The sequence below is a fragment of the Streptosporangium sp. NPDC048047 genome (genome assembly GCF_040653115.1).
Lineage (GTDB): Bacteria > Actinomycetota > Actinomycetes > Streptosporangiales > Streptosporangiaceae > Streptosporangium.
In genome coordinates this window covers 117,781-132,559 of sequence record NZ_JBEZNH010000016.1, presented here as the reverse complement: position 1 = coordinate 132,559, position 14,779 = coordinate 117,781, and the positions used below count along the sequence as shown (strand labels likewise).

Sequence of the window (14,779 nt, the reverse complement as noted above, 5' to 3'; positions counted from 1 at the left end):
GAGCGCCCGCGCGCTGAGCGCCCGCGCGCTGAGCGCCCGCGCGCTGAGCGCCCGCGCGCTGAGCGCCCGCGTGCCGAGCACCCGTCCGGTCAGCTCCCTCCGCCGCCCAGTTCCCGCTGCATCAGGAGGGTGTCGACCCAGCGGCCGTGCTTGTGCCCCACCTTCGCCAGCAGACCGGCGGTGGAGAAGCCGAACCTGCGGTGCAGGGCGGCCGACGCCTCGCTCCCCGTGTCGGCGATGACGGCGATCATCTGGCGCGCGCCGGCCCGCTCGGCCCGCTCCACCAGCGCCCCCAGCAGCGCGCCGCCCAGACCCCGGCCGGTGCGGTCCGGGGCGAGGTAGATCGAGTCCTCGACGGTGTGCCGGTAGGCCGGCTTCGGCCGCCAGGGGGCGGCGTAGGCGTATCCGGCCACCTCGCCGTCCACCTCCGCCACCAGGAACGGAAGTCCCCGGCCGGCGAGATCGTCGAGCCTGCTCCGCCAGTCGGCGACCGGCGGCGGCGTCTCCTCGAACGTGGCCACGCCGCCGACCACGTAGTGGGTGTAGATCCCGGCCACGGCCGGCAGGTCCGCCGGCGCGGCCGGGCGGACGATCGTCCCCGGCGTCTGCATGAGTCGCCCCCGTCTCCAGGTCTCCATGAGGTGGGTTCTCCCTGTCGGTGGGACATTCTGGCGGATCCGGGAGGGCAGGCGGAGAGATCCGGGAGAGCCCCGGAGATTGCTGGTTTCGTCCGCATTCGTCGCGGTTGTCAAAGCAGCGGATCTTCCCCGGCGGGTTGTGCCATGCTGAACCCGGCGAGCGTGGCGAGGGGCGCCCGCGAGGGGCACACGAGGGGTCGTCGATGCCGGAGATCGAACCGCTGCGGCCCGGGGATCCGCCGCGGCTGGGGGACTTCACGCTCAGGGGCAGGCTGGGCGAGGGCGGCCAGGGCGTCGTGTACCTGGGGGAGGCCGAGGACGGCCGGCGTGCCGCCGTCAAGCTGCTGCACGTGCGCTTCACCGGGGAGAACCACGCCCGTTCCCGCTTCGCCCGGGAGCTGGCCGCGGCCCGGCGGGTGGACGCCTTCTGCACCGCCCGGGTGCTCGCCGCCGACCTCGACGGCGAGATCCCCTACATCGCCAGCGAGCTGATCGACGGTCCCTCGCTGCGCCGGACCGTCGAGCGCGACGGGCCACTGGACGGTGAGGCCCTCGAACGGCTCGCCACCGGCACGGCCACCGCCCTGACCGCGATCCACCACTCGGGGATCGCCCACCGCGACTTCAAACCGGACAACGTGCTGCTCGCCCCGGACGGCCCCCGCGTCGTCGACTTCGGCATCGCGAAGATCATCGACGAGAGCGGGACGATCACCACCCGCGCCGTCGGGACGCCCGCCTACATGGCGCCCGAGCAGATCGCCGAGGAACGCGTCGGCCGGCCCGCCGACGTGTTCGCCTGGGGGGCGACCATGGTCTTCGCCGCCACGGGCCGGGCGCCCTTCGCGGCGGAGACGATCATGGCGACGCTCAACCGCGTCGTCAACCACGACCCCGACCTCGGCGCGCTGCCGGAGGACCTGCGCCGGACCGTCGCCCGCTGCCTGAACAAGGACCAGGCGCTGCGGCCGTCCATGGACGAGGTGCTCAAACGCCTGCTCGGACATCCGGTGGACGACGGCGAGGCGTCCCGGGAGGAGCTGGCCGAGGGCGCGCAGGCCGCCACGCTGGACCTCGCCCGGACGAACCCGCCGAACCCGCCGGACCCGCCGGAACCGCCGGCCTCATCGAGCCCCCCGGACCCGCCCGGGGCCCGGCGGCGGCGCCGGACCGTCGCCGGGGCGTCCGCGGCACTCGCCGCGATCGCCGCGGCGCTGCTCGCGCTCCAGCTCGCCGGCACGCCGGACGGCACCGCCGCGATCCCCTCACTCTCGGGGAGCCCCGCAGTGTCCCCGTCGTCCCCGTCGTCCCCGTCGCCTTCCGGGACGCCCTCCACGGGGTCGCGCCTGCTCGACCGGATCCGGGCCACGCACACGATCAGGGTGGGCTACCGCGGCGGCCTGCCCGGCGTCGCGCTGGCCGACGGGAAGCGTCCGCCCGAGGGGTTCGAGATCGACGTGGCCCGCCGCATCGCCGGGGAGCTGGGGGTGCCCGCCAAGGGGGTGCGGTTCGTGCGGGTGGGCTACGCCGAGCGTGAGGCCAAGGTCCAGCGCGGTGAGGTGGACATCGTGGTCGCGAACCTCTCGATCGACACCGCCGACCGCTCCCGGGCCGCGTTCGCCGGGCCGTACTACGTGGCCCACCGCGACGTGCTCGTCCGGGCCGGGATGAAGATCTCCAAGCCCTCCGACCTGGGCGGCAGGACCATGTGCGTGGTGTCCGGCGGATCGTCCACCGCGGCCATGGTCCGCGACCGGGGCGTCCGCTTCGACACCCTTGTGGACGAGGACTCCGCCAGGTGCGCCGCCCGGGTGGCGGACGGCACGGCCGACGCCATGGCCGACGACGACCTGGTGCTCGCCGGGTTCGGCGCCCGGCTGCGCGGGGCCCGTCTCAAGGTCGCCGGGCTCCGCCTCACCACCGAGCGGTACGGCGTGGCGCTCCGGCGCGGCGACCCGGTCGCCTGCCGGGCGATCAACGAGGCGATCGGCGCCATGTACGCCGACGGGACGATCGAGTCGCTGCTCGAAGAGCACTTCTCCGGCGTCGGCTTCCGCCACGAGACCGCGCGGCCCCGCACGGAGGGCTGCGGCTGAGCCGTACGGCCCGGCGTGGAGAGTCGCCCGGACCCGTGCGGGCTCCGGGCGGAGAACCGCCGCGCCGTACGGGGAGAACCGCCGCGCCGTACGGCTCGGCCGTGGAAGGACGGTCAGGAGGACGTGCAGGTGGTGCCCTTGGCCGGGACGTCCCCGTCGAGCAGGTACCTGTCGGTCACCTTCTTGACGCACTGGTCGCCGGAGATGTACGCCCCGTGGCCCTCGCCCTTGTAGGTGACCAGCACGCCCGTGCCGAGCTGCTCGGTCAGCTTCGGCGCCCACTCGTACGGCGTGGCCGGGTCGCCGGTGCCGCCGATCACCACGATCGGCGCCGAGCCTGCCGCGTCGATCCTCCTGGCCTGGTCGCTGCCCTTGACCGGCCAGGAGGAGCAGATCAGCCCCATGCCGGCGCTGCCGAACAGCGGGGAGACCTTCAGCGCCTCCCGCTGGGTGCGCTTCAGCTGCGCGAGGTCCGGCCGCTCCGCGCTGTCCGCGCAGCTGATGGCCGGGAAGCTGCTCATGAGGGTCGTGTAGGACCCGTCGGGCAGGCGGCCGTTGTAGTTGTCGGCGAGGCTGAGCAGGAGCCGCCCGTCGTCCTTGAAGGCCATCGTCAGTCCCTGCTCCAGCAGGGGCCACGTCAGCTTCGAGTACAGCGCGGCGGCGACGCCGGTGTTGGCCAGTCCCTGGGTGAGCTCGCGGGGGCCGACCTTGAGCGGCTCGTCCTCCACGTCGTTCATGAACTTCTCGACGTGCTTGTTCGCGATGGTCTCGTCGGCGCCGACGTCGCACTGGCCCGGTCCCTTGACGCAGTCCTTGAGGAAGTCGTCGTAGGCGTGCTGGAACCCGGCCGACTGCACCACGGTGCGCCTGTCCATCGGGACGCTCGGGTCCAGCGGGGCGTCCAGCACGAAACGGCCCACGTTCTTCGGGAACTCGGTGGCGTAGACGGCGCCGAGCTGTGTGCCGTAGGAGATGCCGAAGTAGTTGAGCCTGGGCTCGCCGAGGGCCTCGCGCATCCGGTCCATGTCGCGGGCGGCGTTCACCGTGCCGACGTAGGGCAGGATCTTCCCGGAGGTCCGCTCGCAGGCGGCGGTGAAGTCCTTGATGATGCGTCCCTGCCGCTCCCAGTCGGCCTCGGTGACGGCGATCGTGTTCATCGAGGTGTAGCGGTCCATGACCTGGTTACCGTCGCACCTGACGCCGGAGCTGCGCTCCACCCCGCGCGGGTCGAAGCTGACCAGGTCGTAGCGGGCGTTGAGGCTGGAGAACGCCTTGGCCGCCTGGGCCATGGTGTCGACGCCCGAGGCGCCGGGGCCGCCGAAGTTGAAGACCAGGGAACCGATCCTCCTGGCCTGGTCGGTCGCCGGGATGCGGATCATCGCGATGTCCAGCGTCCCGCCGTCCGGCTTGGCGTAGTCGAGCGGCACCCGCAGTGAGCCGCACCGCAGCGTGGGGTCGGGCTTGGCCGGGACCTGCCCGTTCGGCCCCCGGACGTCGGTGCAGGGTCCCCACGCGATGCGCCCGGTCGCGCCCGCCGTCCCGGTCGTGTCCGACGGCGCGGCGGTCCCCCCGGCAGGTGAGGACGGGTCGACAGGGCCGAGCCCGCTGTTGCGGGCCGGGTCGCTGCAGGCGGTCAACAGGCCGGACAGGACGGTCGCCGCGGTCGCCACCGCCAGGACTTTTCGCACGTGATGCTCCCTCGAATCGGATGCCGGGGGAAGCGATCCAACACTAGCCGGGCGGGCCCTTTCAAAAAAAGGACCCGCCCGGCGTCACGTCACAGTCCCATGGACTGGGTGTCGTTGCTCTCCACCCCGCCGGCCTCGGTCACGCCGTTCTTCAGGTGGTACTTCACGATGGCCTCGCGCAGCACCTCCTCGTTCAGCTCGCCCCGCTGGACCAGCTGGGTGAGCACGGCGAGGGTGATCGAGGCGGCGTCCACGTGGAAGTGGCGGCGCAGCGCCGACCGGGTGTCCGACAGGCCGAAGCCGTCGGTGCCGAGGGAGGTCCAGTCACCCGGGACCCACTGGGCGATCTGGTCCTGCACCGCGCGCATGTAGTCGCTGACGCCGACGAACGGGCCCTGGGCCCGCGACAGCGCCTGCGTCACGTACGGCACCCGCCGCTCGGCGTCGGGGTTGAGCAGGTTGTGCTCCTCGACGGCCAGCGCCTCGCGGCGCAGCTCCGTCCAGGAGGTGGCCGACCACACCTCGGCCGCGACGCCCCAGTCCTCGGCCAGCATGCGCTGGGCCTCCACGGCCCAGGGGCCGGCCACGCCGGAGGACAGGATGTTGGCCTTCGGCCCCGACACGGCGGGCGCCTCGGCGTACCGGTACAGACCCTTCAGCAGGCCCTGGACGTCGAGGCCCTCGGGCTCGGCCGGCTGGGGGTAGGGCTCGTTGTAGACGGTCAGGTAGTAGAAGATGTTCTCGGGGGTGTCCCCGTACATCCTCCGCAGGCCGTCCTGGACGATGTGCGCCACCTCGAAGGCCCACGACGGGTCGTAGGACACCGCCGCCGGGTTGGTGGAGGCGGTCAGCGGGGTGTGGCCGTCCTCGTGCTGCAGGCCCTCGCCGTTCAGCGTGGTGCGGCCGGCCGTGGCGCCGAGCAGGAAGCCCCGGCCCATCTGGTCGGCGAGCTGCCACATCTGGTCGGCGGTGCGCTGCCAGCCGAACATCGAGTAGAAGATGTAGACCGGGATCATGTGCTCACCGTGCGTGGCGTACGCCGAGCCCGCCGCGGCCACCGAGGCCATGGAACCGGACTCGCTGATGCCCTCGTGCAGGATCTGACCCTCGGTCGACTCCTTGTACGACAGCAGCAGCTCGCGGTCGACGGCCTCGTAGGTCTGGCCGTGCGGCGAGTAGATCTTCGCGGTCGGGAAGATCGCGTCGAGGCCGAAGGTGCGGGCCTCGTCGGGGATGATCGGCACGAACCGGTGGCCGATCTCCTTGTCGCGCATGAGGTCCTTGAGCAGGCGGACGAACGCCATGGTCGTGGCGACGTTCTGCTTGCCGGAGCCCTTCTTCATCTGCGCGTAGGCGGCGTCGCCGGGCAGCTTGACCGGCTTGGCGCGGACCACGCGCTTGGGCAGGACGCCGCCCAGGGCCGCGCGGCGCTCCTTCATGTACTCGATCTCGGGGTCGTTCTCGCCCGGGTGGAAGTAGGGCGGCAGGTCGCCCTCGAGGGCGGAGTCGGGGATCGGCAGGTAGAGCCGGTCGCGGAACTCCTTGAGCTCGGCCTTGGACATCTTCTTCATCTGGTGCGTCGCGTTGCGCGCCTCGAAGTCCTTGCCCAGCGTCCAGCCCTTGATGGTCTGGGCGAGGATGACCGTCGGCTGGCCGACGTGCTCACGGGCCGCCTTGTAGGCCGCGTAGACCTTGCGGTAGTCGTGGCCGCCGCGCGAGAGCTTACGGATGTCCTCGTCCGACAGGTGCTCGACCATCTTGCGAAGGCGCGGGTCGTCGCCGAAGAAGCTGTCGCGGATGTAGGAGCCGGACTCGACGGAGTAGGTCTGGAACTGGCCGTCGGGCACGGTGTTCATCTTGTTGACCAGGACGCCGTCGACGTCGGCCGCGAGCAGCGGGTCCCAGTCGCGGCCCCAGACGACCTTGATGACGTTCCAGCCGGCGCCGCGGAAGTAGGACTCCAGCTCCTGGATGATCTTGCCGTTGCCGCGGACCGGGCCGTCGAGGCGCTGCAGGTTGCAGTTGATGACGAACGTGAGGTTGTCGAGCTCCTCGCGGGCGGCGACGCCGATCGCGCCGAGCGACTCGGGCTCGTCCATCTCACCGTCGCCGAGGAAGCACCAGACGTGGCTGCGGCTGGTGTCCTTGATCTTCCGGTTCAGCAGGTAGCGGTTGAACCGCGCCTGGTAGATGGCCGAGATCGGGCCCAGGCCCATGGAGACCGTGGGGAACTCCCAGAAGTCGGGCATCAGGCGCGGGTGCGGGTAGGACGGCAGGCCCCGGATGCCGTGCGACAGCTCCTGCCGGAAGGCGTCGAGCTGGGCCTCGTTGAGGCGGCCCTCCAGGAAGGCTCGGGCGTAGATGCCCGGCGCGGCGTGGCCCTGGATGAAGACCTGGTCGCCCGACTCCCCGTGGTCCTTGCCGCGGAAGAAGTGGTTGAAGCCGACCTCGTAGAGCGAGGCGGCCGACGCGTAGGTCGCGATGTGGCCGCCGACGTTGGTGCGGGCGTTGGCCCGGGTGACCATGACCGCCGCGTTCCACCGGATGTAGGCGCGGATCCGCCGCTCGACGTACTCGTCGCCGGGGAACCAGGGCTCGCGCTCCGGCGGGATCGTGTTGATGTAGTCGGTGCTGCGCAGGCCGGGGACTCCGACCTGGTGCTCCCGGGCCCGCTCCAGCAGGCGGAGCATCAAATAACGGGCCCGGGTCCGCCCCTCCGCCTTGACGACGTTGTCGAGGGACTCGAGCCACTCCTGGGTCTCGCTGGGGTCGACATCAGGAAGCTGGCTGGGTAGGCCGTCACTGATGATCGAGAAACGCTGGCGTCCGGAAGCCACTGGGTCTCGCCTTCCGAGGATGGACTTTTGTCTGGTGTAGGTCGTCTTCCATCCTGGTCGCTTACCCCGGAAAGTGCATCTCTACTGACCGGTAACCAGGAGGTCCCCGCTGGCAGGGGCGTGAAAATGGCCTAGACCACCGATGGTAGGACGAATTTCTCCCACAGGGTACACGCTGCCCGGCCCTTTTCCGGGGACGGGGGCGAATCCGCCCTCGCCGTACGAATCTAGCCGGGACCGGACCATGGGAGGTCCGGCCGGGACGGCGCGAGGCGGGTCGCCTCCGCCGATTCCCGGTTCGGCCGCCGGGGACGCGGGACCGGGCCGCCTCCGACCCCGCGCCCCCGTGGCCGGGATCACCGGGGATCACCGGGGATCGCCGTATTCACCGGAGATCTCCGGTGGCCGTTCGCGGGAAATCGAAGATCTTTGAGGGATCGTGACGATAATGATGCGCGAAGCGGGGGCGACGCGGTTTGAGCGGCGCACTCTCCGCTGTGGACGGCCCCCGTCGCCCCGGGGAGGGGGGTGGGGGCCCCGGAGAAAAGGGCGGGGCCGTCGTCCCAGCTCAGCGCGGATCGTAGGATCGGGTATGTGAGATCTCAGACGATCGAGGTGGTGACCGGTTCCCGAGAGCGGATCCATGACATCACCTCCGAGTGCGAGAGCTTCGTCCGCTCATGCGGGGGAGACGGGCTGCTGCACGTCTTCGTCCCCCATGCCACCGCGGGGATCGCGCTGATCGAGCTCGGCTCGGGCAGCGACGACGATCTGCTCGCGGCGCTGGAGGATCTCCTGCCGGCCGACGACCGGTGGAAGCATGCACACGGATCCAGGGGGCATGGACGCTCGCATGTCATGCCGGCTTTCGTCCCCCCTTACGCAACGGTCCCGGTCCTGTCCGGACGGCTCGCGCTGGGCACCTGGCAGTCCATCGCCCTGGTGGATCTCAACGTCGACAATCCGGAACGCCAGGTCCGTTTGTCATTTTTGTCGGACTAATTCATACGTAGCCCACTCGTTGCCGTGGCGACCGTTGACGACCGAGGGTCACAGCGTGTGGACTGTGCCGAAGCATTCTGAGCACCGTGTGATCGCGGTGTCATCCAAGCAGGAGGGACAAACGTGAGCGCGACCGCGGGTCAGGCTCGGGGCGAACGCGGCCTGGCCGAACGACTCGGCCTCAAGCCGGGTCAGGTGGTGCAGGAAGTCGGCTGGGATGAGGACGCCGACGACGATCTGCGCGACTCCATCGAGGAGCTGACCGGCAACGAGCTGGTCGACGAGGAATACGAGGACGTCGTCGACGTCGTGCTGCTGTGGTGGCGTGACGGTGACGGCGACCTTTTCGACGCCCTCAGCGGGGTGCTGACCAACCTGAGTGCAGGCGGCCAGATCTGGCTCCTCACTCCCAAGGCCGGCCGCGAAGGCCACGTCGAGCCCAGCGACATCGGGGAGGACGCCACGACCGCCGGTCTCTCGCAGACCAGCAGCATCGGCGCCGCGCCCGACTGGTCGGGCACCCGACTGGCTCCTCCGCGGACCCGCCGGTAAGGGGTCCGCCCTGCCGTACGGCTCATGCGAGTCGTACGGCAGGATGATGGTGTCGCCCATCATCCGACGAAAGGACCTTTCGACATGGCGGTCGAGGTAGGTTCCCCGGCTCCGGACTTCGAGCTGAAGGACCAGCACGGCACCCCGGTCAAGCTCTCCGACCACCGGGGCAGGAAGGTCGTGCTGATCTTCTATCCCCTCGCGTTCAGCGGCGTCTGCCACGGCGAACTCTGCGCGCTGCGCGACGAGTTCATCGCCACCGCGCCCGAGGACGTCCAGGTGCTGACGGTCTCGGTGGACTCGGTGTTCACCCACCGCGCCTGGGCCGACCAGGAGGGCTACACCTTCCCGCTGCTCTCCGACTTCTGGCCGCACGGTCAGGTCGCGCAGGCGTACGGTGTCTTCGACGAGGAGAAGGGCCTCGCCAACCGGGGCACCTTCATCATCGACGGTGACGGCGTCGTCCGGTGGAGCGTGGTGAACCCCATTCCGGAGGCGCGCGACATCGCCGAGTACCGCAAGGTCCTCGCCGAGCTCTGAGCTCCCCAGCGGTGATCCGGCGGGCGCCCGGGGGGCGTCCGCCGCTCCCGGCCTGCGGGGCGATTCCTCCCGCGAGGTCAGGTGGGTCGGGCAGGTTCGGTGCCTCCGCCTGGCCGGCGAGGTCGGGACCACGGGGAGACGGCTCCCCGGCCGCCTGCGCCGATCCGGTCACCTCGTTCGCGTCAGTCCGGTTCGCACGAAAGGCCGCTCGCCGTCGTGGTGGCCGAAGAGAGCGGAAGCCGGAGAAGCAGGCGGAGTCCGGAGACGGTGTCGTCGGCCCTGATCGTTCCGTGGTGAATCCTCAGCACCTCGCTGGCGATGGCCAATTCCAGACCGGTGCCCCCCTGTCCCTCGACGCCACTGGTGTCCTTGCGGGAGAAGGGCTCGAAGATGGGGTCCAGGTCGGGCAGGCGTCGGCGGTCGTCATCACAGTAGATGCTCAGTATCGCGTCGTGGCCGTCACTGCTGATGTGAACGTGGACCATGGCCGCGTGTCGCCGGGCGTACTCCAGGAGAGTCGCCACCGCCCGGGTCAGCAAAGACGGCTCTCCCTCGACCTTCACCCGCTCGGACCAGCGCAGCCGGATCCGATGCCCTTCGAGCGGCGGACCGGGTCTGCGCGTTATCAGGTCGGCGACCAAGACGTCGAGGTCTATCTGCTCAGGGACGTACTGCGGTCCCGCGAGGATGTCGCTCAGCAAAAGCAGGTCGGAGATGACCGCTTCCAGCCTGCCGAGAGCGCTCTGCGCCCCTGTGATCACCGATGCCGCGTCCTCGAGGTGCAATCTCGTCATGTCCAGATAGGTGCGTGCCCCGGTTAGTGGAGTGAGGAGCTCGTGTGCGGCGTTGGCCAGAAACTGGTGGGTCTGCTCGCAACGGAAGGAGGCGGGCTGGCCCGGACCTGTGGCCTGATCTCCTCGGAGGGTGGTCACGGAGGCGCACCGGTCCGTGTGGGGAGCGCGGGGGGAGGGCTTCTGGTCGGCCGGGCCTGCCGGTGTGTTCCAGGTCAGCAGGCGGATGATGGTGGTCTTCAACTCCTCAATGGCGAGCAGTGCCCCGTCGACCGCCTCGGACGAGTTCCACGGGTGTGCCCGGGCTTCGTCGAGGAACGCCTTGATGTCCTCGAGGGGGGCCAGGAACCGGTGCGAGGCGTTGATGATCTGTCGTTGTCGCTGGGCGAGACACAGGGTGGCCTCGGACCGTCCGGTGTGGCCGGGTGTGCCGCTCGTCGGCGCGTCCTCGGCCGCCGGGAAAGGCCGCGGTGGCGATTGCGCCCCTGTGCGGTCGACCACGGATCCGCACGTTCTCATGTCCACCCCCGGGTGAAGGAACGGCCGCCTGCGATGGCATTTCCGACTCTCTCCCGGCTGACGGCGGGGGGAAACCGGGAAACTACCCGAACAGGTACCTGGTCGCCGCGATGCCGTCCGGACTCCCGGTGTGGGGACCGCCGGTCCAGCCGGTCCGGCCGCGGGGCCCGACGCGGAGGTTCCATCGTCCCAGGATTCCGAGGCCTCGGGCACCGGCCCGGGATGTGGTAGAGATGCCACCGCGCAGGGCCTATACCATAAATCTATGATTCGTTCAATTTCCTCACGGAAAGGGAAGAACCTTCCGGGTGATGCGTCCAGGATCGTCGGCCGCAGACGCGAGGCTTCCGAGATCAGGCGCCTGATGGACACCGCGAGCCTGCTGACGCTGACCGGGCCTGGCGGGGTCGGCAAGACCAGGCTCGCCCTCCATGTCGCCGCGAATGTACGCCGTGCCTTCCCGGACGGGGTGCACCTGGTGGAACTGGCCGCGCTGTGGGAGAGGGAACTGCTGGCGGGCGCCGTAGCGGAAGCTCTCGGCGTGTACGGCGAGACCTCTCGGTCGACTACGGACACACTGGTTGACCACCTGAGGGGCAAACGGATTCTGATCGTGCTCGACAACTGCGAACATCTGGTCGACGCGTGTGCCGCCCTCACCGGCACCCTGCTCAACGCCGCCCCGGAAGTGCGGATCATTGCGACCAGCCGTGAGCCCCTCGGTCTCCGGAACGAGGTGTTGTTCACCGTCCCGCCCATGTCGGTCCCCGAAGACGACATCGAGATGGCCAGGATCGCCCCCCACCGGTACGAGGCGTTGACCCTGTTTGCGGAGCGCGCCAAGGTCATCTCGCCCGACTTCGACCTTGAGGCCCAGTACGCCCTGGTGGGAAGACTGTGCCGTCTTCTCGACGGCATCCCTCTGGCGATCGAACTGGCCGCGGTGTGGCTGCGCGTCCTCTCCCTCGACCAGATCATCAGCCGGCTCGACGACCGGTTCCACTTTCTGACACAGGGATACCGGAACGTCCTGCCGCGGCACCAGACATTGCGAGCGGCGATCGACTGGAGCTACGACCTGTGCTCCAGCCAGGAACGGCTCCTGTGGGAGCGCTTGACGGTCTTCTCCGGAGACCTCGATCTGGACGAGGCCGAGAGCGTATGCTCCGGAGGGCCACTGGACCGTGGGGAAATCCTGCACCTCATGGCGAATCTCCTCGGCAAGTCAATTCTCATCCGGGACGACTCGGGCGTGCGGACCCGGTACCGGATGCTGGAAACCATTCGTCAATACGGAGAGGAATGGCTGGTCAAGAGCGGTTCCCAGGACGTGTTCCGGCGGGCTCACCTCGGCTACTACCAGCGCCTGGCGGAGAAGGTGGAGCCGCGCTGGTTCAGCTCCCTGCAGACCGAATGCGCTGCGGAGGTGGTTCTGGAGATGCCGAACTTCCGGGCCGCGATGGACTTCTGCTTCTCCAACCCCGCTCTGACCGGGCGGGGCATCAGGATCACCATCGCGCTTTACGGGTACTGGGTGTTCTTCGGCGGTCTCAGTGAAGCCCGTCACTGGCTCGCCCGGGCGCTGAGCCGGGAGGGGGAGGACAGCCGGACGCGATTCAAGCTGCTGGCGGCCGAGGCTCTGTTCGCGCTCATGCAAGGCCGTGTCGACGCTGCGTCACCCTTGTTCGAGAGGTGCTTCGCCCTCTCGGGTCGCTGGGAGGACGAGGGCCCGCAGATGATGACGAAATTCCTCTCCGGCCGAATCGCCCTGTTGCGCGGGGATTACCCGGCAGCGGTGGAGCAGTTGGAGGAGGTCTGCGATTGGCGTCAGCGGAATGCTGACCGTTGCGGCAAGGACGATATTCTGCACAACTCCTTCCTGCCCGCGTTCTATCTCGCCATCGCCGCGGTGTTCCTCGAAGATCCCCGCGCGGGCGCGTTCACGACCCGATGCCGGGAGATGGCGGAAGAGGCGGGTGCGCAAGGTGAGATATCGATGGGGCAGTGGATCACCGGCGTCGAACGATGGCGGGCGGGTGACGCCGAGACGGCGGGCGAATGGCTGCTCTCCAGCCTCCGCATAGAGCGCTCCAACGGCTATCTGTACACCCCCTCCTGGGGCCTTGAGGCCCTGGCGTGGACCACGGCGGCTCAGGGGCGGGGCGAGCGGGCCGCCTGCCTCCTCGGTGCCGCCGCGATGATCCGAGAGCTGCTGGAACTGTCCCTGTCCGGGTTCCACGCGTACGCCGAGGCCCACGACGTCTGTGCGTCGTCGTTGCGCGAGTCCTTGGGAGAAGAGGTGTACCGGTCGGCCTTCGCACGGGGACGGGGTCTCGACTTCGACCAGGCCATCGGGTACGCGTTGCAGGACGTGGCGCCGGCCGCTGACGCGGTGCCGTCCGACACCCCTGATGACCCGATGCTGTCTCCCCGGGAACTGCAGGTCGCCGAACTCATCGCCGGAGGCGCCCGTAACAAGGAGATCGCGGCCCGGCTCGTCATCTCGCACCGCACCGCCGAAGGGCACGTCGAGCGCATTCTCAGCAAATTGGGTTTCACCTCTCGCGCTCAGATCGCTTCCTGGTACGTCAAGAACGTTTCACCGCCTTCCGAGGCGGAGACCGAAGGCGATGAGCCTGGATCGTGAACCGCGGCAGGTCTCAGCCGGCGACCGGTGCCGCGATACATCGGCCCGGTGACGCGTTCCAGGGAACCGGGGCTCGCAGCCGATGCGCTAGGGTCGGCCTCGGCCTCGCCCCTTCGACCCGGTGGATGCGTGCATGAGCTCGTTCGTTGTGGCCCTTGACGTCGGCGGCACCTCGATGAAGGGCGGGCTCGTCACGAGCACCGGTGAGATCCTCCTCACCGACCGCCGGGCCACCCCGCGCGAGCGGGGCCCCGAGGCCGTCGTCGAGACCATCCGGTCCTTCATCGGCGACCTCGCCGCCCGTGGCGGCGGCGCCCCCGCTGGGGTCGGCCTCGCCGTACCCGGCCTGGTCACCGCCGACGCCGCGCTGTACTCGGCCAACATCGGCTGGCGCGACGTCCCCGCCGCCGCCTTCGTCCCGCTGGACGCCCCGGTCATGCTCGGCCACGACGTGCGCACCGGCGGGCTCGCCGAGAGCGTCCTCGGCGCCGGCCGTACGGCCTCCGACTTCCTGTTCCTGCCCATCGGCACCGGCATCGCGGGCGCGATGATCGTGAACGGCGAGCCGTACGGCGGAGCCTCCGGCTGGGGCGGCGAGATCGGCCACATCCCCGTCTTCCCCGGCGGCGAGACGTGCGCCTGCGGGCAGGTCGGCTGCCTGGAGACCTACGCCTCCGCCTCGGCCGTCGCCCGCCGCTACGCGGCCCGCGCCGCCTCCCTCGCCGCGCCCGCCCTCTCAGTCCTGCCCCTCCCCGCCGCTCCGGCGGCCGTCGGCGGGGCCGGCGCGGCGGTCACGGCCGAGCAGGTCGCGGCGCTGACCGCGGCGGGCGACCCGGTGGCCACGCAGATCTGGGGAGAGGCCGTCGAGGCGCTCGCCCTCTCCCTGGCCACCTACACCCTCATCCTCGACCCCTCGGTGATCGTCCTGGGCGGCGGCCTGTCCGAGGCGGGGCCCCTGCTGTCGGATCCGCTCTCCGGCCGCCTGCGCGAACTCCTGACCTTCCGCGAGGCCCCGCCGATCCGCCCGGCCGCCCTCGGCGTCAACGCCGGCATGCTGGGCGCCGCCCTCCTGGGCTGGCGGGCGGCCGGAGACCCCGGCGCGGGCGCCACCTGGCGGCTTGATGTGCCCAAATCCCCCGGCGTGGCGTAAGGTGTTATCCCGTCCCGTGGACGGGACGACCCGGGGCGCTTAGCTCAGCGGTAGAGCGCTCGCCTTACAAGCGAGATGTCACTGGTTCGAACCCAGTAGTGCCCACCATCAAGGCTCTGACCTGGAGTGATAGGTCAGAGCCTTCTGTGTTTCCGGATGAGATGCCGGGTTTCATCGCTCGGTGGGTGTTCGCTGTATCGGTGATGCCCTCAGAGGTGGCCTCCCTGCCCGCACGAGTCTGCTCTTTTGACCCCTTTGCGGGAATCTGTGGATATGTGGGGCGGAGTCGGAGCCAAATCCATGACTGATCCGGGATCCT

The 14,779-nt window shown here is 69.9% G+C and carries 10 protein-coding genes and 1 tRNA gene; 7 read left to right on the top strand and 4 right to left on the bottom strand.

Annotated elements, in window-relative coordinates; genetic code table 11:
- Nucleotides 1-89 precede the first annotated feature (89 nt).
- Complete coding sequence (locus AB0D67_RS16920) at nucleotides 90-638, bottom strand: N-acetyltransferase family protein (protein ID WP_362935573.1); 549 nt, start codon at nucleotides 636-638, stop codon at nucleotides 90-92.
- Nucleotides 639-841: 203 nt separating this feature from the next.
- On the opposite strand from AB0D67_RS16920, the gene AB0D67_RS16915 reads away from it, so the two are divergent.
- Complete coding sequence (locus AB0D67_RS16915) at nucleotides 842-2,734, top strand: serine/threonine-protein kinase (RefSeq protein WP_362935570.1); 1,893 nt, start codon at nucleotides 842-844, stop codon at nucleotides 2,732-2,734.
- A gap of 113 nt (nucleotides 2,735-2,847) precedes the next feature.
- On the opposite strand, the gene AB0D67_RS16910 is transcribed toward AB0D67_RS16915, so the two are convergent.
- Together AB0D67_RS16910 and aceE are read right to left on the bottom strand one after the other, a co-directional pair.
- Nucleotides 2,848-4,422, bottom strand: a complete 1,575-nt coding sequence (locus tag AB0D67_RS16910) for an alpha/beta hydrolase (protein ID WP_362935567.1) — start codon at nucleotides 4,420-4,422, stop codon at nucleotides 2,848-2,850.
- An 89-nt stretch (nucleotides 4,423-4,511) separates the two neighbouring features.
- On the bottom strand, nucleotides 4,512-7,259 hold the full coding sequence (gene aceE, locus AB0D67_RS16905; protein WP_362935564.1) for a pyruvate dehydrogenase (acetyl-transferring), homodimeric type: 2,748 nt from the start codon (nucleotides 7,257-7,259) through the stop codon (nucleotides 4,512-4,514).
- 594 nt (nucleotides 7,260-7,853) lie between these two features.
- Here aceE and AB0D67_RS16900 point away from each other — a divergent pair.
- The 3 genes from AB0D67_RS16900 to AB0D67_RS16890 all read left to right on the top strand — a co-directional run bounded on the left by AB0D67_RS16900 (nucleotide 7,854) and on the right by AB0D67_RS16890 (nucleotide 9,353).
- Nucleotides 7,854-8,261 carry a secondary thiamine-phosphate synthase enzyme YjbQ gene (locus tag AB0D67_RS16900; protein WP_362935561.1) on the top strand — a complete coding sequence of 136 codons (408 nt, stop codon included), beginning with the start codon at nucleotides 7,854-7,856 and terminating at the stop codon, nucleotides 8,259-8,261.
- 123 nt (nucleotides 8,262-8,384) lie between these two features.
- Nucleotides 8,385-8,813 carry a DUF3052 domain-containing protein gene (locus AB0D67_RS16895; RefSeq protein WP_362935558.1) on the top strand — a complete coding sequence of 143 codons (429 nt, stop codon included), beginning with the start codon at nucleotides 8,385-8,387 and terminating at the stop codon, nucleotides 8,811-8,813.
- Nucleotides 8,814-8,897: 84 nt separating this feature from the next.
- Nucleotides 8,898-9,353: a peroxiredoxin gene (locus AB0D67_RS16890; protein ID WP_362935555.1), complete on the top strand. Its 456-nt coding sequence runs from the start codon at nucleotides 8,898-8,900 to the stop codon at nucleotides 9,351-9,353.
- A gap of 182 nt (nucleotides 9,354-9,535) precedes the next feature.
- On the opposite strand, the gene AB0D67_RS16885 is transcribed toward AB0D67_RS16890, so the two are convergent.
- Nucleotides 9,536-10,645 carry a HAMP domain-containing sensor histidine kinase gene (locus AB0D67_RS16885; protein ID WP_362935552.1) on the bottom strand — a complete coding sequence of 370 codons (1,110 nt, stop codon included), beginning with the start codon at nucleotides 10,643-10,645 and terminating at the stop codon, nucleotides 9,536-9,538.
- Between the two features lie 283 nt (nucleotides 10,646-10,928).
- Between AB0D67_RS16885 and AB0D67_RS16880 the strand changes: the two genes are divergently transcribed.
- From AB0D67_RS16880 to AB0D67_RS16870, 3 genes are all read left to right on the top strand, one after another.
- Nucleotides 10,929-13,310: a LuxR C-terminal-related transcriptional regulator gene (locus AB0D67_RS16880; RefSeq protein ID WP_362935549.1), complete on the top strand. Its 2,382-nt coding sequence runs from the start codon at nucleotides 10,929-10,931 to the stop codon at nucleotides 13,308-13,310.
- Between the two features lie 133 nt (nucleotides 13,311-13,443).
- Nucleotides 13,444-14,460: an ROK family protein gene (locus AB0D67_RS16875; RefSeq protein WP_362935546.1), complete on the top strand. Its 1,017-nt coding sequence runs from the start codon at nucleotides 13,444-13,446 to the stop codon at nucleotides 14,458-14,460.
- A 33-nt stretch (nucleotides 14,461-14,493) separates the two neighbouring features.
- Nucleotides 14,494-14,568 (top strand) — tRNA-Val (locus AB0D67_RS16870).
- The last annotated feature ends 211 nt before the right edge of the window (nucleotides 14,569-14,779 follow it).

Bases quoted from the DNA above. Each gene is read 5' to 3' on its own strand.
- AB0D67_RS16890 (WP_362935555.1), top strand. From the start codon at position 8,898: ATGGCGGTCGAGGTAGGTTCCCCGGCTCCGGACTTCGAGCTGAAGGAC.
- AB0D67_RS16875 (WP_362935546.1), top strand. From the start codon at position 13,444: ATGAGCTCGTTCGTTGTGGCCCTTGACGTCGGCGGCACCTCGATGAAG.
- AB0D67_RS16880 (WP_362935549.1), top strand. From the start codon at position 10,929: ATGATTCGTTCAATTTCCTCACGGAAAGGGAAGAACCTTCCGGGTGAT.
- AB0D67_RS16915 (WP_362935570.1), top strand. From the start codon at position 842: ATGCCGGAGATCGAACCGCTGCGGCCCGGGGATCCGCCGCGGCTGGGG.
- AB0D67_RS16920 (WP_362935573.1), bottom strand. From the start codon at position 638: ATGGAGACCTGGAGACGGGGGCGACTCATGCAGACGCCGGGGACGATC.